This window comes from Haloarcula mannanilytica (assembly GCF_005406125.1).
GTDB lineage: Archaea > Halobacteriota > Halobacteria > Halobacteriales > Haloarculaceae > Haloarcula > Haloarcula mannanilytica.
The window spans coordinates 172605-194579 of record NZ_BIXZ01000006.1 but is presented as its reverse complement, the minus strand read 5'-3'; the positions used below and the strand labels follow the sequence as shown (position 1 = coordinate 194579).

At 53.8% G+C, this 21975-nt stretch carries 17 protein-coding genes and 1 pseudogene; 4 read left to right on the top strand and 14 right to left on the bottom strand.

The annotated features are described in order from the left end of the window. Window positions 1-44: 44 nt before the first annotated feature. The 9 genes and pseudogenes from Harman_RS15815 to Harman_RS15775 all read right to left on the bottom strand — a co-directional run bounded on the left by Harman_RS15815 (window position 45) and on the right by Harman_RS15775 (window position 11405). A complete protein-coding gene (locus Harman_RS15815) occupies window positions 45-1379 on the bottom strand; it encodes a glycerate kinase type-2 family protein (RefSeq protein ID WP_137684741.1) in 1335 nt (444 codons plus the stop codon). 48 nt (window positions 1380-1427) lie between these two features. After that, window positions 1428-2498, bottom strand: a complete 1071-nt coding sequence (locus Harman_RS15810; RefSeq protein ID WP_137684740.1) for a glycoside hydrolase family 88 protein — start codon at window positions 2496-2498, stop codon at window positions 1428-1430. A 65-nt stretch (window positions 2499-2563) separates the two neighbouring features. Then, window positions 2564-3196 (bottom strand): annotated as a pseudogene (locus Harman_RS15805) (IS6 family transposase). A gap of 471 nt (window positions 3197-3667) precedes the next feature. Further along, complete coding sequence (locus Harman_RS15800) at window positions 3668-5326, bottom strand: GMC family oxidoreductase (RefSeq protein WP_137684739.1); 1659 nt, start codon at window positions 5324-5326, stop codon at window positions 3668-3670. Further along, entirely contained in the window at window positions 5319-5870 is a 552-nt protein-coding gene (locus Harman_RS15795) for a gluconate 2-dehydrogenase subunit 3 family protein (RefSeq protein WP_137684738.1), read from the bottom strand. Before Harman_RS15795 ends, Harman_RS15800 begins: the two co-directional genes overlap by 8 nt. A gap of 272 nt (window positions 5871-6142) precedes the next feature. Beyond that, a complete protein-coding gene (locus Harman_RS15790; protein ID WP_137684737.1) occupies window positions 6143-6610 on the bottom strand; it encodes a hypothetical protein in 468 nt (155 codons plus the stop codon). 668 nt (window positions 6611-7278) lie between these two features. Further along, complete coding sequence (locus tag Harman_RS15785) at window positions 7279-8307, bottom strand: NAD-dependent epimerase/dehydratase family protein (RefSeq protein WP_200830920.1); 1029 nt, start codon at window positions 8305-8307, stop codon at window positions 7279-7281. Window positions 8308-8557: 250 nt separating this feature from the next. Beyond that, a complete protein-coding gene (locus Harman_RS15780; protein WP_160140701.1) occupies window positions 8558-9811 on the bottom strand; it encodes a protoporphyrinogen/coproporphyrinogen oxidase in 1254 nt (417 codons plus the stop codon). Between the two features lie 130 nt (window positions 9812-9941). Beyond that, window positions 9942-11405, bottom strand: a complete 1464-nt coding sequence (locus Harman_RS15775) for a lipopolysaccharide biosynthesis protein (protein WP_137684735.1) — start codon at window positions 11403-11405, stop codon at window positions 9942-9944. A 320-nt stretch (window positions 11406-11725) separates the two neighbouring features. On the opposite strand from Harman_RS15775, the gene Harman_RS15770 reads away from it, so the two are divergent. Beyond that, the gene (locus tag Harman_RS15770) at window positions 11726-12874 is read left to right on the top strand and encodes a glycosyltransferase family 4 protein (protein ID WP_160140700.1); all 1149 of its coding nucleotides are present in this window, start codon (window positions 11726-11728) and stop codon (window positions 12872-12874) included. On the opposite strand, the gene Harman_RS15765 is transcribed toward Harman_RS15770, so the two are convergent. From Harman_RS15765 to Harman_RS15755, 3 genes are all read right to left on the bottom strand, one after another. Beyond that, window positions 12852-14828, bottom strand: coding sequence for a hypothetical protein (locus tag Harman_RS15765; RefSeq protein ID WP_137684733.1), 1977 nt, complete (start codon window positions 14826-14828; stop codon window positions 12852-12854). The genes Harman_RS15770 and Harman_RS15765 overlap by 23 nt on opposite strands. A 92-nt stretch (window positions 14829-14920) precedes the next feature. Beyond that, window positions 14921-15502, bottom strand: coding sequence for an acyltransferase (locus tag Harman_RS15760; RefSeq protein WP_137684732.1), 582 nt, complete (start codon window positions 15500-15502; stop codon window positions 14921-14923). A gap of 122 nt (window positions 15503-15624) precedes the next feature. Further along, window positions 15625-16596, bottom strand: a complete 972-nt coding sequence (locus Harman_RS15755; protein ID WP_137684731.1) for a glycosyltransferase family 2 protein — start codon at window positions 16594-16596, stop codon at window positions 15625-15627. A gap of 163 nt (window positions 16597-16759) precedes the next feature. Between Harman_RS15755 and Harman_RS15750 the strand changes: the two genes are divergently transcribed. Then, window positions 16760-17899: a glycosyl hydrolase gene (locus tag Harman_RS15750; RefSeq protein ID WP_137684730.1), complete on the top strand. Its 1140-nt coding sequence runs from the start codon at window positions 16760-16762 to the stop codon at window positions 17897-17899. A 14-nt stretch (window positions 17900-17913) separates the two neighbouring features. Here the strand turns inward: Harman_RS15750 and Harman_RS22155 are convergent, their stop codons facing one another. Next, window positions 17914-18456, bottom strand: a complete 543-nt coding sequence (locus Harman_RS22155) for an NUDIX hydrolase (RefSeq protein ID WP_160140699.1) — start codon at window positions 18454-18456, stop codon at window positions 17914-17916. Between the two features lie 149 nt (window positions 18457-18605). Between Harman_RS22155 and Harman_RS22150 the strand changes: the two genes are divergently transcribed. Further along, complete coding sequence (locus tag Harman_RS22150; protein ID WP_394347825.1) at window positions 18606-19214, top strand: metal-dependent hydrolase; 609 nt, start codon at window positions 18606-18608, stop codon at window positions 19212-19214. On the opposite strand, the gene Harman_RS15740 is transcribed toward Harman_RS22150, so the two are convergent. Then, window positions 19189-20646 carry an oligosaccharide flippase family protein gene (locus tag Harman_RS15740; RefSeq protein WP_137684729.1) on the bottom strand — a complete coding sequence of 486 codons (1458 nt, stop codon included), beginning with the start codon at window positions 20644-20646 and terminating at the stop codon, window positions 19189-19191. The two genes, Harman_RS22150 and Harman_RS15740, sit on opposite strands and share 26 nt — an antisense overlap. 323 nt (window positions 20647-20969) lie before the next feature. Between Harman_RS15740 and Harman_RS15735 the strand changes: the two genes are divergently transcribed. After that, window positions 20970-21956, top strand: a complete 987-nt coding sequence (locus Harman_RS15735; RefSeq protein ID WP_137684728.1) for a DUF1616 domain-containing protein — start codon at window positions 20970-20972, stop codon at window positions 21954-21956. The last annotated feature ends 19 nt before the right edge of the window (window positions 21957-21975 follow it).

The following is a 21975-nucleotide window of genomic DNA, read 5'->3' as shown; positions in this document are numbered from 1 at the left end:
AAAATAACCGTTCCAGAATTGCCGTTCGATACCGAAAACGCTCGTCACTCGTCCGTGTCGGGAACAACGATAACAGCCACGTCGTTGACGTTCGTCCCGGTCGGTCCGGTCTTAATCGTCGCCCCGATGTCTGAGAGATACGAGCCGGCGTCGTTCGCCAGCAGCGCCTCACGAGCGCGCTCCCGGTCGTCGACGACGGTCCCGTCGGCGATAGCACCGGCCACGTCGGAACTCCCGTCTTCGCCGTCAGTGTCAACGGCAGCGATGACCGCGTCGCCGTCGTGGGCCAGTGCGCCCGAGAGCACGAACTCCTGATTTGGGCCGCCCTGTCCTCCGTCTCCGGTTACGGTCACTGTCGTTTCGCCGCCGGCGAGAAGGACAGCCGGTGGCTCGACCGGCGTCCCCGTAGCTGTAGCCTCCTCGGCGATAGCGACGAGCGGCTTCGCCACTTCTCGGGCCTCTCCGCGCAGGCGAGACGTGAGCATGAGCGGTTCGTACCCGGCGTCCTGTGCGACGGCAGCGGCGGCATCGAGTGCGGTCGCGTTATCTCCGACGAGATAGTTCGTGACCCGGTCGAAGGCCGGGTCGTCGGGAAACGGCGTCTCCGGAATCTCTCCGTCTCGCCCGGCTTCGAGGTGTTCCTGAACGGCCGGCGGCGGGGTGAGATCGTATCTATCGAACACATCCAGTGCATCGGCGTAGGTGGTCTCGTCCGGAACCGACGGTCCACTGCCGATGGTCGAGAGGTCGTTGCCGACCACGTCACTGAGAAGCAGTCCGGCGACAGTGGCGGGGGCCGCCCGCCGCGCTATCTGCCCGCCTTTCAGGTCCGAGAGGTGCTTGCGGACGGCATTGATCTCCGCAATCGGAACCCCCCCGCTGAGGAGCCTGTCAGTCGTTGTTTGGAGGTCATCAAGGGTCAGGTCCCCGGCCGGGGCTGACAGGAGCGCACTGGCTCCGCCAGTCAGGACGAACAGGACAAGCGTGTCTTCACCGGCTTCCTCGACCGTTTCGAGAATATCCGCTGTTGCTTCGACGTTCCGGTCGGACGGTAACGGGTGGTCTCCGACCGAACTCCGGACAGTTTCGGTGTCGACAGCCTGCTTAACGATGATGTGACCACCGCTGAGGGAGTCGCTGAGAATGGATTCGAGCGCGCGTGTCACGCCGCCCGCGGCTTTCCCGCCACCGACGACGACGACATCGCTGTAGTTACCGAGGTCGTACGTCGTTTCCTCGATGGTCAGCGTCTCGCCGGCACGGCTGATGGCTGACCTAGTGGCTACATCTGGTGCGGCTGCGTCCACAGCAGCCTCGATACAGTCGAGGGCCACCTCGTGTTCGGGGCTGGCTGTGAGTGTGGCTCGGTTTCGAATCATACCACTGCTTCCACCCGGGTCGGTAAAAAATCTGCCTCAGTAGCAGCGTCAGCGTGCGCTATCGGCTGCCATGAGATACCAACCCTGCCCGTACGGGGTCACTGTTAGTGGTGCTTCGGGGCCGCCTGGCGGACCGGCAACGCGGCCGACCGCGCCTTCATCATCCACGACGTGCGTCACCGCTTCAAGCGCGTCGTCTGCCGGCTCGCGGTACTGGGACTCATCGAGGAGTCCGAGTTCGATGCCGCGGTTGAATGCGAAGGCGAACATCAGCGTTCCGGAGGACTCCAGAGGCGTATCCGTGTCGTCGACGAGATTGTGCCAGAAACCGCTCCCGTCCTGGAGTGGGAGCAAACTCTCGCAGTGGCTCTTGAAGTGGTCGGCCAGTTCCGCTCGCTGGGCGTGGTCGTCCGGCAACCGGTCGAGGATTTCGACGGCCGCCGCGGCAGCCCAGCCGTTCCCCCGCGCCCAGAACGTCCCTTGCGGGTAGTGGTCCGGCGTCTCGACCCAAATATGCCGGAACAGTCCGGTTCGGGGGTCGCGGAGATGCTCGGCGTGTACCAGATACTGTCTGACGGCTTCGTCGTGGGCCGCCGGCTCGTCGGCGGCTTCGGCGTATCGGCTGAAGAACGGGCACATCATATACACAGAATCGATCCATAGCGATTTGATCCCCGCAACATCCGGGTCGTGATGTGGGATCCCCCCAGTTTCCGTGCGGTCGACTGACTGGAGCCACTCGTACTCGCCCCTCGCCGCGTCGAGGTATCGCTTCTCACCTGTCCGCTCGTAGAAGTCGAGTACACCGTGGCCGATGGCAGTCGTGTTGTTGGTGTTCATGCACTTTTTCACTGTGAGATCCCAACTGGCATCGTACTCCCGGCCGTGACTGAACACCTCGATGGGATAGCTCGGACCGTATCCCAGTTGACCGTTGTCGGCCTGCGTTGCAACGGCTCTGTCAACGAGGTCTCTGGCAGTCTCGACTGACTGCTCGCTTCCCTCGGCGAGGAGGCCGTTGATGGCGACGCCGGTTATCCACGACTTCCCGTCGAGTTCGAGCGTTCTGAGATGCGACGCTGCACGTGTTGCTGGCTGTGTGGCGTTATCTGACGACATCTGATCGCTGTATCAAGCTGCCAGTCGCACTCTTAAAAAAGTATGTGTCCTCGGAGATATCGTGTTCAGACAAGCTGATTCCAAGCGGAACTGAACGAATTGAGCCGGTCGTCGACTATTTCTGCTTCGGCGTTGCTAAAACAATTTGGAAACAGACACTTTATACCATTTCCTTCTCTAAAGATATATTCGTCGCTATTCCGATTTCCATGTTTTCGTATCCGGGATCGAGGCCGTGTCGATGGCACGCATCTTACAATGAATGTGACCCGTCGACGACAAAAACGGCATGGTCACCGTCGCGTTTCTGGCTGGGTTCAGCACGAACCGAATGAGGTAAACCCTTCATTGTGGCAGATATGGGCTTTGTATAGCGTAATTTGCTCGTTTTTGAATCGATAGCAGCGTACAGCCAGTACTGCTCGTCGTTGGGTTGGATCACTGTTTGTCGACCGCAATGTGATCCAGCGATCACCCATCCTTGGGCTGTAACTTTCCCTTGTGAACCAATTATGCACGGTCGAACGACCTCGCTACGTCCCTTAAACATAAAAAATTCAATTATTATATAAAATTGGTAATTAAGACAGATACAGTCAAATACCCAGCTTCATCAGTAGTCGTGGTGTCACCTCTCACTCCAGAAAATCGAAGTCGAGTTGGTCGAGACTACCGCTGAGGCTACCCTCCTCGGGCATAGAGCACTCAGAAAACGCTATCGGAGCCGTTGAATACCACTTGTCCGCGCGATCACCGCTATTCAACAACGCAGGTACTTCCATGGCTTACTCTGTGGATTCGTCGGTGTTCGGCAGTAGAATATGGCCATCGCTCCGGAAGTATCTCAGATAAATATCGTATCTAATATCATTACCTGCTGGTTCACGTTCGTTTCGCAATCTTGCCCGGAAGTAAGCATCGCTTTCGCTTGCTGGTCGAATTGAACGCAAAAGTCCGAAATTCACCGGATACCCACGCAACTGCGGTTCAAAGTATCGGAGACCCGCAGTGCCGGAGGCCAACACTTCGTGGGATAGTAGCTCAGAGCGTCCGTCCTCGTGGCGCCCGTCTACTTACTTGTCGCCTACGCGTCAGATAAGTCCTGCAAGAACGAACTGCCAGCCGTATTGACCTGTATGAGCCACTGTGGCAAGAGCGAAACCATGCAATCACAGCCTCTCATTGACGTGATCGGCGGCCTTCAGTGCGAGCGCGGCGATCGTTAGCGTCGGATGTGTTGCGCCACCGGTGACGAAGACGCTGCCGGAGGCGATGTACAGATTCCTGAGATCATGCGTCCGGAGTGTCGGACCCACGACGCTCTCGCTCGGGTCGGTCCCCATGCGGGTCGTCCCCAGTTTGTGCGAGGCCTGTCGTGGATTCGCGAGGTCGCTCTCTGCGGTAATCGTCGCGCCCAGTTTGTCCATGATGTCCCGCTGTTTCTCCCGAGCGTAGGACATCGTTTCGCGAACGTGTGACCCGAGGTTCCATGAAACGTCGGGCACGGGATTTCCAAAGTTGTCCGTCCGGGAGTGGTCGAGGGTGACTGTGTTCTCTTTGCGGGGCAGTAACTCCGCGTTCGCCAGCATCCCGACCTGCCGGTTCGGCGTCTCTGCGCGCATCTGTTCGAGCAGTTCGTCTCCCCACGCGTCGCCGGTGAACGGGTCTGAGAGGTCCTCCCGAGTTCCCGTGTCACCGCCCCGGAGCATGCGACCCGGGCCGACGGGATTCACGTTTTCGAAGACGACCTTAAGACTCCCCGGCGTCGGCTCCTCGTGATCGTAGAACTGCTCGCTCCCGCTTGTATAGAACCCGATCGGGTTCTGGTTCGTCGGCTGGTCTAGGGTCCCTCTAATCCGTACGATCGGATGGTCCATGAAGTACTGACCGACTGTGCCGCTGTTGTTCGCTAGCCCGTCGGGATACCTGTCGGTCGCAGACAATAGGAGCAGTCTGGGAATCTCCACGGCACCGCAGGCGAGGACGAACTGGTCGGCAGTCTGCCGGTGTCGCTCACCGTCGGACGTGGCGTACACCGCTGCCTCGACGTGCTCCCCTCTGTCGTCGAGGACGACCCGCTGGACTGGGGCGCGGTCGACGATGCGGGCCCCTTCCGCTCTTGCCTTCCTGACGTGGACATCGGCGCTGTACTTCGCCCCCGAGGGACAGACGGGGATGCACGTGCTGAAGCCGAGACACTGACTTCGACCGTCGAACGGTTCGGAGTTCCGGGCCTGTGGGATGGTGTGCATCGTGATTCCGAGGTCGTCACAGGCGTCCGCGAACAGCGAGTCGGAGTAACTCGGGGGGAACGCTTCCATCGGGTACTCCTGTTTTCGAGGGGGTGCGAAGGGATTGTCATCGGTGCCGGCCACTCCGAGCTCCCGCTCTGCCCGCGCGTAGTACGGACGGAGATCCTCGTAACTGATCGGCCAGTCCGACGCGAGCCCGTACCGGGTATTCATCTCGAAGTCCTTCTCGTGGTAGCGCTCCGCCGCTCCGAGCCAGTGGAGCGTCGTCCCCCCGACGCCTTTCACGCGCGTCCTGTTGAGTCCGTAGAACACGTCGCCAGACGACGTGTACTGGTCGCGTGGGCCCCCCATGTCCCACACCTCCTCGAAATGCCTGTCTGGCCTGAGCGCCTTTTCCATCCGCTGGAGGCGATTCGACGGATCGAACCACGGGCCCGCTTCGAGGATCACCACCTCGTGGCCGTGCCTCGACAGCGAGTAGGCGACGAGCGCTCCGGCGACGCCCGAGCCGACGACGCAGACATCCGGATTCGGAGACGGCGTTCGGTCGCGTTGGCTCGATACAGGCTCACTCATCGGTCTGTGGCCCGATAGTATCCGGCGGTTTCTGGTAGGACTCGTAGCCGCCTGGGTGACCCACCGGGTTCTCGACACCAAGCAGTTGACTGCCCTTGGGAGAAGTGTACAGCCCGTATAACAACTGATCGACGATGTAGTAGCGGACCTGTTCTGGGAGGCTCCCGTCCGGACCAGAACCGACTCGATCCACCCCCATAGTGCGCAATACCGAGTCGCGTTCGGTCAGTGAGAGTGACCGTATTGTTTCTCCGTGCATCCGCCGCGTACGCTCGTCAAGCGCCCGTGCTGTGACCGCAATCTTCGCTCGTTGATCCGCATGTAATCCCCGCACGTACTCGTCGATGAACTCGCGGAAAGTGTTCAGTTCGGACGGATACACTACTGTCGCCACGGCGGTCAGGATCTCAATATCTCCTTCTGTAAGATCCATCCCCTTGCCCGTGGACGTGCCATCACCTGTCTCTGGCAGATATACGGCAGCTCCCGCGGACGCGCTGCCGACTAGGAGTGCCGCTAGCGCGTCCCGTCGTGTAAGCTCCATACAAGTATATTATAGTTATCAAACTTACACTTTGTCCAAGAGCCACCCATCAGATGACCCGTGCTGCGGTGTCGCGTTGAGTGCAAGCGGATCAAGGACACCGGGTATCTCGATGAGAGACTTCTCGGTTGTACGGAGATGCCCTTCCAGTTCAATGCGAAACAAAATCAATGCGGTCTGTTCCTACTCGGTGTACCCAGCTGCGCCGATCCGCCGGAGTTGAACACGGACACGAGAGCGGGCGGGATGTCCCACCAACCAGGAACGACCGGTCATTCCAGTCGTGACAGCCGCCACCGCAAGACCACGAGAGCGAGCCCCGTCACCGCCGTCGCTCCCAGTGCCACTTGAATCCCTGACCCTGGTTGGCCGATCAGCGGAGAGTGTTTTAGCACCAACAGTGGCTCTAACCCTCGTCGCCGGAAGTGAATCGACGAGATCCGTTCGACGATGTGGAAGCCGACGCTGATGCCGTTCCCGAGGAGGAACCACGCGACTGGGGCGAAGACGAGCACGCGCGGCCAAGATTGATCCACGTCGGTGAGCGATTCGAACGATGACTGAGAGTTCCGGGGCCACGAGAGGTACTGCATGACTGTAGCCGATCGGGTCAGTGTGACGGTGCCGAGGCCACCGATGAGCGCAGCCGAGAGGAACGCGTTGACCGCGAGAAACACACTCGTCGGAAAGAAGGGAAACTGCCCGGTTAGTTCGTATCCCCACGCAGTCACGACACCCAAGTAGAGCGAAGCAACGGCGACAACGACGACGAAACGGCTAAGCCATCTGGCCGAGACAACAGCCGTCGATCGAGCAGGCAGCCTGGGACCAGACGTTTCCAAGAACACACACAGTGCGAACCCGAAGACAAGATAACCGACGGTCGGCCAGAGAGCAACGCTGGCGTGATATAATTGGTAACCGACGTAGCCGACGACCGTCCCAACCACTGCCACAGGACCGCTGAACACGGCCGCAATTACGGCAATTGCGGGTAGTGGCCAGAGAAGTACTGGTCCTTTCAGTACCCACGCCGGGCTGAACGCTTCCAAAGCAGCGACCGTGAGAATAGCAGCGCCAGCGGCTGGCAGACCCAACACCCACTGAGAAACGGGGGTTCGCTCAGACGTACCGTGTGCGGCCTCGTCTGACATTACGACGACATTTTCGAGCAGTTCTAATAAACTTCAGGCCCGAGGGAATCATAGAACGATTACCACATCAAAAAGGGGATGAACGCTGAGATGGATGAGTCAACGACCCTGTAAGATGGTTCTTTTCGACCGTCCAATCGAGAGATGATCAGATCCGTCTTCTGGGGTAGTCTCTTGATACAGTGAGAATTCACCCAGGTATAAACAATCCTTGAGTAGATCTTACTGTCCGGACTGTTGGAGAGAGTGCCCAGTCAGATGAGTTCGTTCGTCCATGTATCAGGGGTCTGATCGTTGACGATTTCACATTCAAGGTGGTACTCGAATTCCTTTGCGCCGCGCTCTTCGATCCAATCCGCCATCTCTTGCAAGCCATCACGAAGCGTGTACTGAGCCTCGTAATCGATCATACGCCGGGCCTTATCCGCCGAGCAGTTCGCCAGTTTTACTTCCTGTGGGCGATCCGGTTTGTAGATCGGATCGAGATCGAAATCGAGAATATCGGCAATCGTTTCAGCGAGATGGTTGATAGTGATGAACTCGTCGTCAGGACCAATATTGATGACTTCACCAGTAACGTTGTCGTAATGAGCGAGTTTCTGGAGCGGGCGAACGTCGTCCTGAATGAAGGTGAAGCAGCGTTTCTGTTCGCCATCTCCGTAGATGATCGGTTGTTTGCCCTGGAGCATCCGGTTTATGAAAATCGCAGCGACGTTTCGGAACGGATCGTCGTATCGCTGTCGGGGCCCAATGATGTTGTGTGGGACGGCGATAACGTACTCGAATCCGTAGATATCAGCCATCAATTCCACCATCTCCTCTGCGGCCACCTTGCTCACGGCATACGGATCCTGTGGTTGCGGCTCCATGTCTTCGGTAAACGGCATTTCGTTTTCCCCGTACCGGGACATACTGGAACAGTAGACGAACCGGTCGATGCCGACATCTGCAGCAGCAGCGAGCGTCGCGGTTGTTGCCTGATAGATACTCTGATTGATGCGACTCGGAGCGAAAACACTCAACCCCTCGTATGCCAGTGCTGCAGTGTGATAGACGATATCGGCGTCTTCCATCGCGGACTTCATTCCTGAAACGTCTTTGCAGTCGACCTCATGGAACTCAGCTTCCGCTGGAATATTGGTTTCGTATCCACCCACGAAGTTATCGTTCCCAGCGACCTCGTACCCCTGTTCAAGGAATTCATCAGCGAGGTGGCTTCCAAGGAAGCCAGCTATGCCCGTGACAAATATTTTTTCGGTCGTTTCGGAGTCCATCTCAGTCATGTTTGGGACTACAAGGTAATCAGTAAGGTAACACGTTTAATTATAATTGAATTATCACATATCGATTACCGTTAGGCCGCATATTCTTTATACAAAACACAAAGAACCGAACCTGGAATTATTTGCTGTATAAAACATCAGGAATAGAGGATATTGTTGCGCTCATCGTGGTATTTGAGGAAATTTGAGTCCATGTGGCTGTTTCATCGTATTTCATCTTCGTTGTGACGGAGAGACAGTGTGGCGGATTTTAGTCGGCTGTAGACTGTTGAACGTATTCCAGGATATCGTCCCGAGTTTCGTAAGCCTGCTGAACGATGTCCTTGATCCAGATATACTCGTAGGTGCTCACTCGTCCGAGATTGAACATATTCTCGTATGCGCTAAGCCGGTCATTGATTCGTTCGAACGTATCGATTTCTTCCGTCACCGGGAGGGGATACGCTCGCGGTGCACGCCTGACCTCCGCATCGAGTAACGTCGCATTAATTCCCTGCTCGTCAAGGAAATCCATCAGGTACTCACTGTACCACTCTTCGGAATTGGACCAGACTTCATCCCCAATGAAACTGGGGAATTCCGTCGTGAGAATGTATTCTCCATCAGGTGTCGATTGTGGGATGAATTTGTAGTCCGTGATACGGGTAAAGTCGTAATGGTTCGGGAAATACCCCCAGTCGACGTGGTCGGGAAACAGTCGTTCGGAAGCCTCGATATGCGCTCCGAGTATTACCATACTTCGATAGTTGAGTGACTCCGACGTATCGACCAGAATACTCGGGTCAATCGTACTGACAAAAAGATCGCTGTTGATCCGGTCGCCACTCTCCGTTTCGATAGCGGAGATCCGATCACCGTCGGTCTCCAACCCAGTGACCCCATCGAAAACGACATCACAGTCAGCGATCATCGACTGGAGGATATCGGTGTATTTGTCGTCGGGATAGTACGCTCCATCACCGAAGAACTCCTGTTCCTCATCCGGGAAACTGATCTTGAAATCGAACCAGTCACCCGTGATACGTTTGGGGTCGATACCCCAGTGCTTCTCGGTGTAATCTTTGTTATATCTATTATACAATGTCTCCCCGACCTGATTTTTCATATACTCCTCGAAATACTCGGCATCAGTTTTTCCGGGTGCTTCAGCTAATTCCTCACGAATGGCGTCTGCATCGTCCCATTTGTCGATGTTTTGTTTACTCACTGGGTAGTGGTGGGGATCGGAGAGTTTCCCACGTGGATACGTCGCAGCATAGAACTCGTGTGGCTCTAACTGCGTGAATTCTGAGAAGAGGTCCCCGACAATCGCCTCTTCCTCTTCGTCGAAGAACAACAGATGCGGAGCGGAATCACAATGGTACCCTGTCTCGAACTCAATCTCTCGGAGCAGACCACCAACAGCGTCTTTTTCTACGATGGTGACATCGAACCCCTCCTGATCAAGGAGATAGCTCAGTGAACAACCCGCGACACCCGCACCGATAACCGTTATCTCGGGCATATCCGTAGATTGACGCAAAGTCATTTAATAACAACTATCCTACTAGTTAAGCGAAGCTCTGATCCGCAAGTAATGCGGTCGTTTACTCGATGTGAACTGTTCCGATAGCGCTAGGGCATCGTCTTCCATGTCACTCCAGAAACTGCCGAATCTGCTCAATTTCAGCCTGTCCGATCTCATCAAGCAGATAGATACTCACGAGGTAGAACAATGTGCCGATGGCCGCAGTACTGAGTGAGCTGACCAGCGTGTAGCTGTCGAACACGTAGAGTATCACAGTCGGGAGCAACATCAGTATCGCCCCAACGACTGCGTTTCGAAGACAAACAACGGGAAACTCCCACGAAAGATACCGAGATGACAGTCTCATGACGAACAGCAGGTACAGCGTGTAGCTGACGGTTGTAGCCACGGCGGCACCAAAATAGCCCAGCGTCGTTATCAGCGGGACATTAAGTACGAGATTCACCGCGATAACACCAACAATACCATACGACAGCATGGCAGTTTCCTCCTTGATTTCGAAGATGACCTGTATAAGATTCGCGAGTGACCAGAAAAACAGTCCAATGGCGACGACAGGGATGATCACGAATCCGCTCGTAAACTCTTCACCGACCAGCAGCGTGCTCACTGTTTTACTGAGGACAGCAACGAGAACCAGCGCAGGGATGCCCAAGAGAATGAAATACCTGGAAAAGTTGTGTATCATCGTCCCGATTTCTTGTTCGTTCCCCTCGTCCCAGGAATCGATAATTATCGGCGTAATCGCCTGGATAATGGGCGTATACGCCAGTCGGAGACCCCGGTCGACCAGCATGTAGTTCGCGGAGTAGATACCGACCGCGATACTACTTCCCAAGAGTTCGAGCAACACTCGATCAGCTTGAACGAGAAACGCATCCCCGATAATAAATCCGACCATCGGGACCCCGTATCGGAAGAGCCGGTTGATCATCTCTCGGTCGAATAATGGAACTCCCCGAACAGTCTCCGAAGACACAAAAATATACACACAGGTCACAACAATGCCGATAGTCGCACCCAAGATCCAGCCGACAATATGTTCTAGCACGATGAGTGCTAAGACAACCGAAACCGTCACGGAAATCACGGCCCGCATCACCCGAAACAGGGTGACTTTTGGGGAATTTAAGACAGAACGAAAGAAAGCCAGTAATACTTGTATTCCGCCCCGAGCGATAGCCAGCGCCAGCGCAGGGAAGAAAAATATCGTATACGGTCCGAGCCAGTAACCCCCTAACAGGTAACCGACCGTTGCGAGAAATAACAACAACACAGAGATTCCAACATACAGCGAGTAGATATTTCTCAGAACAATTTCTTCGTCTAGCTGCGGTGCATACCGAAGAACCGAGTAGTCAAGCCAACCGTACAGAAGGGTACTGGTGATTCCCGCAACCGCTAACGCGAGCGAATATCGGCCGAACATCTCCGGAGAAAACACTCGAGTAAATAACATCAGCGCACCAAGAGAGAGTAGCGCAGGGACGAGATGTGCAATAGAGTAAAAGCTCAGATCGTGGACGAACTGTCGGATTCGGTCACTGAACGCATCAACTGACTTAGCCATTATATTACAGCGTAATCATGTTACACATGCCAGTCATTCATTCGTCCAATATTAATGCCCTCGTCGGATCGACATCCGTGCAGCACATGTCGTCTTTCTCTTTGCTATTCTCGACTCTCATTTAAATATATGAGCCGAAAATGGTAGAATAATGCGGTCACTACTCTCAGTAATGCGATAGAGATCACAGCCCAAGAGATATCCGAGAAATTAAGACAGCATAACTAACAGGTGTGATACCTGATATTTGGATAATACGCTTGAGAATTATCGAACGCCCTTCTTGACAAATGAATATTTTACAGCTCACTCGGACAGCAATGTACCCGCCACAGAACGGAGCCGAAGTGCGTCTATGGAACACTGCCCAGAAAATGACTGAGTTTGGTGATTTATGGGTAGCTGCACCGCCCAGCAGTGAACAGCCATCGAATGATATCGAATGGATCGATCTGACCAGTCCACTGTTCACCCGGCAACCAATCTGGAACGAACTTTGGACTGGACTGTTTTTATTTAGCGAGCGACACCCGCTTCGAAAACTGCTCACTCGGAGTCTTGTCAGGACAGTTAATTCGTTGGGAATCTCATTCGACGTTATCGTCTGTGAGTTCCCGCAAGTAACGGATGCAGCAGTGCAACTCTCGGCGGAACACGATGCAGTGATGCTCCTGAACAAGCACAACGCCGAACACACGATACTGGACGGCTACCTTCAGGAGAGAGGTGTTCCCGATCTCCTTCGACGCCGAACAGTAGAGAACTTCTACTCCTTTGAAAAGCAAGCGATTAGTGCAGCCGACATAACGGTGTTCCAATCCAAAGACGATCAAGCCCGGTTCGAGGAGACACCCGGAACCGAAACATTCGTCATCCCGAACGGGTGTGACTTCCAGTGGATACGCGATGGGGGCAATCCGGCACAAGCGGCACGAGAGTGTGGTATAGACGAGAATGTGTTCACGTGTGTGTTCCTCGGCTCATACGACTATGCACCGAACAGACGCGCGGCAACGGTAATTAGCGAAGAGATTGCCCCCGAATTCGACGACGTAACCTTTCTCCTCATCGGACGGAATCCCCCTTCAACATCGGCAAGCAATGTATATACACCCGGCTATGTTGATGAACTCCCTGGTGCCTTGCAGTTAGCGGACATCGCACTATGTCCGCTGTTCAGTGGTTCCGGGACTAAATTAAAGATGTTAGATTATCTGGCGGCCGGATTACCCACAATTACGACTCCTGTGGGTGCCCAGGGACTCACTGTTGAAGACGGCAAAGATGTGCTTATCTATGAGGACGCTCACGGATTTGTTCGCGGCATCGAACAGCTTCGCTCTTCGAACGAACTCCGTCACCGACTCGCGGCTGCAGGGCCAGAGATCGCGTCAAATCACTCCTGGGACTCGCTAATGGATCAATACGACAGAGTATTCGAATTGATTACTGGCGATCAAGATACGTAGCGTTCTCCCTGTCTGCGAGCATTCCTATTTCACCGGTCGTGTACACCTTGTTTTCACTACGGACAGACCCTCTCATCCAGTCATCCGAAACGAGGAGCGTCCTGAAATCAATCCGCGATGGAACGTACCGCACACTGTGGGTCGTCCACCGCTGTCGGTACAGGAGCAGATCTTGCTCTGTTCTGATGCGATCATCCGCTACGACGAACGAACCAGAGCCTGCACCGTATCTACTGAGACCGATAGCCGAATTCCAGTCGGTAGCGACGGAGGTCTCTTGCTCTTTGAGATACGTCGCTGATTGCTGGAAACTCTCCATTTCAGCGGCACTGAATTCTTTTTGGGTTTCGGGCAGTGATTGTTTCTCCCAGAGATCTGGCCCCGAGTGGAGGCCGTAAAGATCATCAGCTGCCACAGCAGGGCCGGCAGTCGCCAGTACCGCGACCACGAGAAGCCCCGGAGCGATTCGCTTGAGAGACGTATTCGGGTTAGAGACGAGCCAATAAAGGCTCGATCCAATGATAAACGCGACAAAGAGGCTAAGTGGGAGTTGTATCCGCTGGATCCCGTGTATCTCAAGCGGTATTCTGATCATGAAAATTGATCCGAGCACGCCGACAGTGACGATTCCAGCGGCGCGGCGGTACAAGTTGTGGTTTCGAAAGAGCACCAACACCCCGAGAGAGAGCAAACAGACGAGAAAGACATTGTAGATCCCACTAACGCTGAATAGACTAATTACGGCCTCAGTAATGGATGGTTCAGGGAGCGAACGTCCAAGCGTTTGAACTGGATCACCGCCGCTCGCGTCGCCAGTCACTTGCATGAAACTGACTACTCTGGTCAGGGCAGAAATCAGCGTACTGATAAACACACTGCCGACTAACCAGTACGCCACACTGCCGCCGACCCACGCAACGATTGGCAGTAGTTGGGGGCGGATGACACCTTCGAATCCGAAACCGCGGTTAGCGAGAATAGGAACCGTGAGCAGTCCGGCCAGTATCGGAGCAAACAGGACAACAGTGAAATGATGAGTGAACCAAAGCGCAACGACGATGGGTATGGTAAGTACCGTGTGCACGAGATAGCTCGTCGGTTCGAACGTACTGTATCGATAGGCACCCAGAATAACGATCAGCCCTAGCGCAACTGCGACCGCTTGTGGGTAAAAGTAGACGCTGTATCGATGGATTGGGCCAAGTACTGTAACACCGAACAGGATACAGATTGAGAGTATTCGATCCGGAAAAAAGAGGCGGGCAAGTAAATACGCGGCGCAAATGACGACGAGATACGTGAGTATCCCGGTGATAACGAGTGAATCGTACGACGAGAACCCGGTAAGAAAGCTCACTGCTCCGAGAAGTGTTTGGTGTCCCGGGAAGTACTGATACATCGTGGTTTCCGGAAGCGACCGCCACGTTCCACTTGACGTGATGAGATCAGTGTAGTAAACGTGTTTTGGAATGTCGCCCCGCCCGAAATAAAAGTTAGTTGATTGGTATTTCGTTAGTGGATCGAGTGCAAATAACGCGACGAGCTGGCTGATGAGCCACCCTGTTGGTGCTCGCTGTCGGATTTGTACTGCGAGTAATATGTACCCGATGGGCAGAACGACAAGAAGGCTCACAGTCCGCATGGTCGGCGCTCCAAACGGGAGCAATGCGTCTGCCTGTGCCACCGCTGCTATAGCGAGCAGTACGCCGCCGAAAACGACTTTTCCTAACTCCGAGCTCTGTACTGTATAGCTACTGTGGCCTACTTCCTCTCCCTCTGTTTGTGAGTACCGATAGATTACGATTGCAAATAGCAAGCCTAGGAACACGTACCCGCTTTTGACACCGGCCACTGGGCCCAGGATCTGAAACGCCACAAGGGAGGCAAATAATGCGATAATTAGAGATGTCGGAAGAAGCAGGCGCGTCACGTCTTGCCACGTAGCAGTTGACATCAATTTTACAACTCAAAGTCTCCGATGATGAGTATTTATATATTACTGTCTTAGTATAGGCCGTCTAAACCGCCGAATGAATGCTGATTGAACTAGTTTCGTGTATCGATCTGCTCCGCAGGAGTGCCGGCAACGACGGTAGATTCGGGCACAGATTCAGTGACGACACTTCCGGCTGCGACAACAGCACCCTCGCCGATAGTAACGCCATCTAACACCGTGCAATTAGCGCCTATCCATACGTCGTCGTGAATGGTAATACCCTCCTTTGTGACCTCCTGTTGAACTATTGGGACAGTCTGATCGCTAAACGTGTGATTCGCAGCGACAATGGTCGTATGTGGACCGATTAATACGTCCTGACCAATGTGGATTGACCCATGACCAAGGAGGGACCCAAAGGCGTTGACCAAGGAGTTGGCTCCGATTTCGATTTCCCCTCCGGACGGAGAGATGACGGTATATTTCCGGATCCGACAGTTTTCGCGGATGGTGATATTGCCCGACGTTCCGAAGTCAGTTGCCAGGTCGATTTCGGCTGAGTTATCGATTGAAACGTTGCGACGGCTGTTGAGATACCGTTTGTATAGTTCACTAGCGAGATACGATTTACAGATGACGGCAAAGGTGACCAGCCCCTTCTCGGCCAATAGGTTAAACGGACTCTGTTTCATATTATCTCACAATACTGATTGTTGATACGGTTGTTTTCCAATTAAATATTTGCACTATACACCAACCGACAAATTACTGTCCGTCGTTTGTAAAACCCCAACTCTTCGAACAGGCGGGAGTGTCAGTTCGTGAGTCTATCGTAATCTCTGAACTCGGCGTCTCTGAAGTGATCATATGCACCGAGTACTGTCGTTCGTATTTTATTGAACCCGCCGGTTACAGACCACCATAGAAACAGATACAGTGTCTCAGCTATGAGCGACAGATATAGCGGGATCCGACACGGTAGTGAGAGGTTTTCAGCCCCGAACTGCAACTTATTTCTTATCTTGTGATACGAACTGAATGGTGACCGTGTTGCGGTTTCACCAATACGATGCCGGATCCGCGAATCAGGAGCAGTCAAAACCTTCCACCCTTTCTTTCTCGCCTTCCACGCTAAATCCACATCTTCCATCCCTAGAAAATAGCTTTCGTTCAACAAACCGATCTCATCAAGGAACTCCGGATTCAAGAGAATAAGGCAGGATTGAACGTAATCAACCGGGTACGGTTCACTCGATTTCGGCTCGCGATACAGTTCCCCTTTCGCTGCAATCCAGGGATGGAAAGTATACCCTGCATTGTGAATCTCCCCCGAATCGGCATAGAGGTTGACACCGCCGACAGCAGCCACGGAATCGTACGTTTCCATCGCATCAACCAGTGGCTCAAGGAAATCTTCCGATACGATCGTATCGTCGTTTAGGAGAAGTACGTAGTCCGCACCGCTATCAAGAGCATACGAAATTCCGGCGTTGTTTCCCCTGGCAAATCCTTCGTTCTCCTCGTTGAGGACGAACTCACACCATTCGTACTCCGATTGCAGTCGTTCTATCGAACCGTCTTCCGAGCCGTTGTCGACGATAATAACGCGATAGTTAGGATACGTAATCGATTGTATCGAATTTAAACATTCGACGATCTCATCGTAGTTTTCCCAGGTGAGAATTACGATAGCCACGGATGGGGCGGTATCGGTGCCCGATACAGTATCGTTTCGAACACCCGAAGCGTTCTCTGCCGGTGAATAACTCGTGGGAACGTCATTCATCCTACGTCCGCAGTATGCTAGATATGTGTTATAGTAAGGTGTATCCAAACTCCAGATCTACGATGTATCACAGATCTAATCTTACCGACCGTAATTATCAGACCGACATTTCGGATAAATAATGAGCTTCTAACTAAATTTGTTCGGATAAGAAACGGTGTGAATGCACAAGCCTGAGTCAGAAATCCCTCCTGAAAAAGACTCGGAGACTGGGAACCATGGCCCTCCACAAACATTAGAGAAGAGTCGGCGTGGTTTTATCAAAACACTTTCTACTAGCACGGCAATGGGTTTGAGTTTGCTCGCTGGCTGTAGCACGTGGGCTGATACTTCGGTGGATCCTTCTACAGAGCGTCCCACAACCGAGGAAACGACAGAACAGGAGGCGGGCATTGGCGTGGGGGTCTATCTGGGCGACGACTCCGCGTTAGAGCCCTGGGAGGAGTGGTTCGGACGGACTGTTGATTACTACTCATTCAACGTCCCACACAGCGGCTGGGACAGGTATCGTATCGACAATATGCCGTTCGAAGTCCCCATTGAGCCAATCGCATCAGAGCGTGAGATAGCGGTCACAGCGAAAATGTTCCCTCCGGGGGAGTCGACTTTGTCCGCCGTAGCTGAGGGGGAACACACGACTCAACATCAGCAATTTGCTCGTAGTTTGATTCGGAACGGAATGTCAGATGCGACGTTACGGCTCGGACACGAACTGAACGGGCGATGGTCTTCAGACGGGGCGGTAGATAGGCCCGAACTATTCATCAAGGCATGGAAAGAGGTAGTTACGGCGATAAATTCAGTTGACGACGCGGATTTCAGCTACATGTGGGCCCCACATATCGGACGAGTCCACATGGACCCAACAACTGCATACCCAGGAGATCAGTGGGTAGACATCATCGGATTGACAGTTTACGACAAAGGGGAACTATACTACCCGGACCAGTGTGGCGACTCGTGTGTCCGTGAGCGTCGTAAGCGGACCTGGAACCGGCTCGTTAGCCAGGAATTTGGGCTGAACGATTGGGCAGAGTTCGCGAGACAACACGAGAAACCACTTGCATTCCCGGAATATGGAGTGGTCGCTCGAAACCGGAACGACGCTGGGGGAGGTGATAACCCCCTGTTCATTGAAAATTTCGCACAGTGGATCGCAGAGAACAGCGATATCGTGAAGTGGCACAACGTCTGGAGTTTCACCGCCGGCCCCCATTTTGTAGGTCCGACATCTCTCCACGCCTCCGAACAGTATCCGCCCCATCCAACCGCCTCTAGCGAGTTCAAATCGCGGTTTAGCTGACTGGAAGCGTTACTTCAGCGGTCCGATGTGGTGGTATTTGTAACGCGTACTGCCGCCTCGAAAATCCCTTCATACCCCGGTTCGATCCGCTGAGCACTCGAAATTATCTCTTCGAGATCCCAGAACCGTGCTGCGCCGGCATCGGACCCGGGAGTTGGCGAACCTGTCGTCGATGCTCGTGTCGTGAGATAGATTACGACAAGAATGTGCTGACCGCTAGGGTGTTGAACGAAATTTGTATCGTGAAGTGTGATGTCGCTCGTCGAAACGGAGAGTCCGGTCTCCTCGTGCAATTCTCGACTCGCTGCTTCCTGCGGGGGTTCATCGGCTTCTAGATACCCTGCGGGGAGACTCCAAGAACCAGCCGCAGGTGGCTGTGTCCGTTTGACTAGCAATACGTGCTTCTGCTCGTCAACTACGAGGACGCCAGCACACGGCTTCGGATTTCTGTAAATCGGTTTCGCGCAATTGTGACAGTAGCGTCTCGTCCGGCCCTCGATTTCCCGGTCGTCTAGTTCGGTCCCACAAGTCGAACAATACGCTGGGTCGGGTGCCACTATGATAGGTGAATTACTAGAGTGTAATAATAAGTCGGGCTCATGTGTGCTCGGTTAAAGTATCACGATACGATTCTCAGCCAGTTGCATGAGCATGACACCATCCCCATCATTGATGGATATCTCTGGCGAATTCCCATCAGTGAGAAATGCTCCCGCACGCACATCTCGCGCTTGGGTACCTCACCGTATCAGCGTACACTACCGGAGCCCTCCGTCGTGCACCTGGCCAGCGTGAACTCGGTGCCATCCTGATCGGTTCCCAGTTTGCAGATCTCATCGATAAGCCGTTGGTACTGCTTGGGGAACCGTTCGTTAGCGGTCGGACCGTTGCTCACTCGATGCTAGTTGTGCTACCGGCTTTTTTGTGTTTACTGTTTGTCAGTCGAAACGATGCTGGAATTCGGAGGACGGTTATTGCTTTCGGTCTAAGCTGGGCCGTACAACCCTTCGCTGATGCCTCGCTGTTCGTTCTACAGGGGACAGTTGCGCGGGATCTGCTCGAGATATCGTTTCTCGTGTGGCCGGTTACCCTACCTGCTGATGGTATCGTCAATGCGGTTTCCAATATTGCGTATGTAGAGCCAGTCATACGAAAAAAGCCTGCATGGACCGCTCGCACACTCCCGAAGGGTGAGGACCTCCGGTTCTGGATACGGATCTTAGAGGTCTGCGTGGCGGTTGTAGCTGGGTTGAAATGGTATCGCGATGGAGCACCGGGCCTGGAGCGTATTAGGTCAATTCTCGAATCCGTGTGATATTCTCGTCTGTTATTTCTCCCGACACATAGAGAATAGCGACGTAAACGACGGTCGACACGACCCCTGCCACTACTACCAGCCCGTGTGTGTACCAATCAGACACGTACAGCAGTGCCGGAAGCGCTGCCATAGCAGTGCCAGCCAATAAGACATTGCCGATGGTCTCCGTTGGTAGGTGCCAAACTATCCGATCCCGAGAGTACCAGAAGACGAACGCGGCGTACGCCGAATAGCTGAGCAGTGTTCCGAATGCTGCTCCCACGTATCCGAAGCTCATGATCAGTGGGATGTTGACGAGGATATTGAACACAACTGCAGCGATGAGCCCACGCGACATCAGCGCCGTTCGTTCTCTGATTTCCAGGCCGATTTGCCCGAGGTTTCCAAGCGACCACATGAATACTCCAGCGCCAACTATCGGGATGACGACGTATCCTTCGTGATATGCTTTTCCAAGCAAAAGTGTACTCAGTGGTCTGCTGAATGCGCCTAGGAGGACCAGTGCGGGAACTGCGAGGACGAGGAAGTACTTGGTGAACTGGTTGAGCAGCTCTTCGATCCGTTCCTGGTTGTCTCCGTTCCATCGATCAATTACGATTGGTTGAATCGCGTCTAGTAGCGGGATCATCGCCAGTCGTAACCCACGGTCGGCCAGGCTATAGTTCGAGGTATAGATGCCAACCGTAGCACTCCCACGAAGGAACTCGATCAGAAAGCGATCTGCCTGGTTCAACAGTGGGTCACCCATTATCCACCCGATCAACGGTAGTCCGTACCCCGCCATACGGACGAGCATGTCGCGGTTGATCTGTGGGACGGTTCGAAGGAGATCCGACAGCGCGGCGACAGTGAGAATACTAATGGCAATAGCGATCACATTTCCCCAAATCCAGCCCGAAATGTGATTATACACGAATAGAACGATAAAAACTGAAAACGCAAGCATCGAAACGGCCTTGATACACATAAACACCGTCACGAGCTTCGAGTTCAGCGTGGCCCTGAACAGCGCGATTATTGGCTGGAATGCCCCTTGCATCAGGAGAAACGCCAGAGCAGCGGCGTAAAACGGTTGATACGGACCGAGCGTGTTACCGATAAGTGCATACACGCCGCCTGCGACTGCGACAAGACAGAGACTAATACCGATGACAACAGCGAAAGCAGTCCCAATCAGTTCTCTCTCGTCCACTTTCGAACCGAATCTGATTATCGATTTATTGAGCCAGCCGAACAGGAGTGTACTCCCAATTCCGCCAACCGAGATCGCAATCGAGTAGCGGCCGAACGCCGACGGTGAAAACAGACGTGTGAAAACCGTTAGTGCAATAACGCTAAAAATGGCCGGGGCAATGCCTGCTATCGAATACGCGCCAACGTCTCGGACAAACTGTTGGACCGTTTCGGAGACATCACCTAGGTTGTACATTTATTACAAATCCACTCGAAAGTAATTGATTTCAATATATATGTACGGGGCGTGTCCGATCCCCTCCGTGAGTTCTATCCCGCCGATCAGTGGCGAGATAGACCCATTTTTCGGCGTAGGTGTTTGCCACGGTCACCTTGCCGGGGACATGGCCTAAAAGCATGTGAAACGACATGTTCCCCGGCGTGTTAAGAAAGGTCCTGTTTCCCAGTCATAAGCCACCCTCTAGACAGATGTGGCGTCCCACAGAGAATGTTACCCATAAATCAGCGGGTGCGAACGGAGAGTATACTATTATTCAACAGGAGAATAAATGACAATGCATGTTAGAATCAGCCGAACAGGAAGACCGGCTATCGGTCGTCCTCGCTGACCTCGTTGTTATCACCGTTCTCACCGCTCTGACTGGAGTGTTCGTGTTGGTTCAGCCGCTGAACCAGACTCTACTACGCCCAGCACTCGCGCTGGGCTTTCTCCTCTTTGTCCCAGGATACGTCTTCACTGTGTCACTGCTCCCTCGGGGCAGACGACGCGGGACTGGGGACCAGACGACGGACCTGAGCGAGACGCTACTCGAATACGTCGTTTTTTCGTTCGGGGTTAGTGTTTCACTTTCGATTCTGGGGGGGCTTGCACTCGGATTTACCTCCATAGGTATCACTTCGGCACGGCTATACAGTACACTCGCACTTCTTACAGTTGTCTGTCTACCAATTGCAGCGTTCCGTCGGATCGCAGTTCCGCCCGAAGATCGGTTCTACCCACCGCTCTTGGCGATGATTCGCCGAAGCCGTTCGAAACTCTCTACCGAGCAACCGGCTCACGTGCTGGTTATCAATCTTGCAGTCGTAGTTACAGTTATCATCGCTGTTGTCTCAGTTGGCGCTGGCTTCAACGGGACCAACGAAGCCAATCTTACCGAGTTTTATCTCCTCTCAGAGAACGAAGATGGGGAATTCGTGACGACAGACTACCCCAGCACGATGACTCGTGATAGTTCCGAGCCTTTTGTCCTCGGGATTGATAATCAAGAGGGAGAGTCAGTTGACTACACCGTTGTCATACTTCTCCAACAGTTCGAAACGGTTGACGGTTCAGAAACGCTTGTCGAAGAGGTCGAACTACAGACAATTAAGCGGACTGTCGAAAACAACGAAACTGCGGAGCTAAACGTCTCAGTTACCCCGCCTACTGCTGGACCAAACCATCGACTGACGTATCTTCTGTACACCGAGCAACCACCGTCGTATCCGTCTACGGATAACGCATATCGAGAAGTTCATATTTGGGTCGATATCGAATCCCAGTAGCGAAAGAGGGGTAGCACTC

What these genes read in the sequence shown, in the direction of transcription:
- Harman_RS15750 (WP_137684730.1), top strand. Translation starts at nt 16,760, where the DNA reads ATGCACAAGCCTGAGTCAGAAATCCCTCCTGAAAAAGACTCGGAGACT.
- Harman_RS15755 (WP_137684731.1), bottom strand. Translation starts at nt 16,596, where the DNA reads ATGAATGACGTTCCCACGAGTTATTCACCGGCAGAGAACGCTTCGGGT.
- Harman_RS15780 (WP_160140701.1), bottom strand. Translation starts at nt 9,811, where the DNA reads ATGCCCGAGATAACGGTTATCGGTGCGGGTGTCGCGGGTTGTTCACTG.
- Harman_RS15735 (WP_137684728.1), top strand. Translation starts at nt 20,970, where the DNA reads ATGTTAGAATCAGCCGAACAGGAAGACCGGCTATCGGTCGTCCTCGCT.
- Harman_RS15800 (WP_137684739.1), bottom strand. Translation starts at nt 5,326, where the DNA reads ATGAGTGAGCCTGTATCGAGCCAACGCGACCGAACGCCGTCTCCGAAT.
- Harman_RS15765 (WP_137684733.1), bottom strand. Translation starts at nt 14,828, where the DNA reads ATGTCAACTGCTACGTGGCAAGACGTGACGCGCCTGCTTCTTCCGACA.
- Harman_RS15740 (WP_137684729.1), bottom strand. Translation starts at nt 20,646, where the DNA reads ATGTACAACCTAGGTGATGTCTCCGAAACGGTCCAACAGTTTGTCCGA.
- Harman_RS15785 (WP_200830920.1), bottom strand. Translation starts at nt 8,307, where the DNA reads ATGACTGAGATGGACTCCGAAACGACCGAAAAAATATTTGTCACGGGC.
- Harman_RS15770 (WP_160140700.1), top strand. Translation starts at nt 11,726, where the DNA reads ATGTACCCGCCACAGAACGGAGCCGAAGTGCGTCTATGGAACACTGCC.
- Harman_RS15815 (WP_137684741.1), bottom strand. Translation starts at nt 1,379, where the DNA reads ATGATTCGAAACCGAGCCACACTCACAGCCAGCCCCGAACACGAGGTG.
- Harman_RS22150 (WP_394347825.1), top strand. Translation starts at nt 18,606, where the DNA reads ATGCTCCCGCACGCACATCTCGCGCTTGGGTACCTCACCGTATCAGCG.
- Harman_RS15775 (WP_137684735.1), bottom strand. Translation starts at nt 11,405, where the DNA reads ATGGCTAAGTCAGTTGATGCGTTCAGTGACCGAATCCGACAGTTCGTC.
- Harman_RS15795 (WP_137684738.1), bottom strand. Translation starts at nt 5,870, where the DNA reads ATGGAGCTTACACGACGGGACGCGCTAGCGGCACTCCTAGTCGGCAGC.
- Harman_RS15760 (WP_137684732.1), bottom strand. Translation starts at nt 15,502, where the DNA reads ATGAAACAGAGTCCGTTTAACCTATTGGCCGAGAAGGGGCTGGTCACC.
- Harman_RS15810 (WP_137684740.1), bottom strand. Translation starts at nt 2,498, where the DNA reads ATGTCGTCAGATAACGCCACACAGCCAGCAACACGTGCAGCGTCGCAT.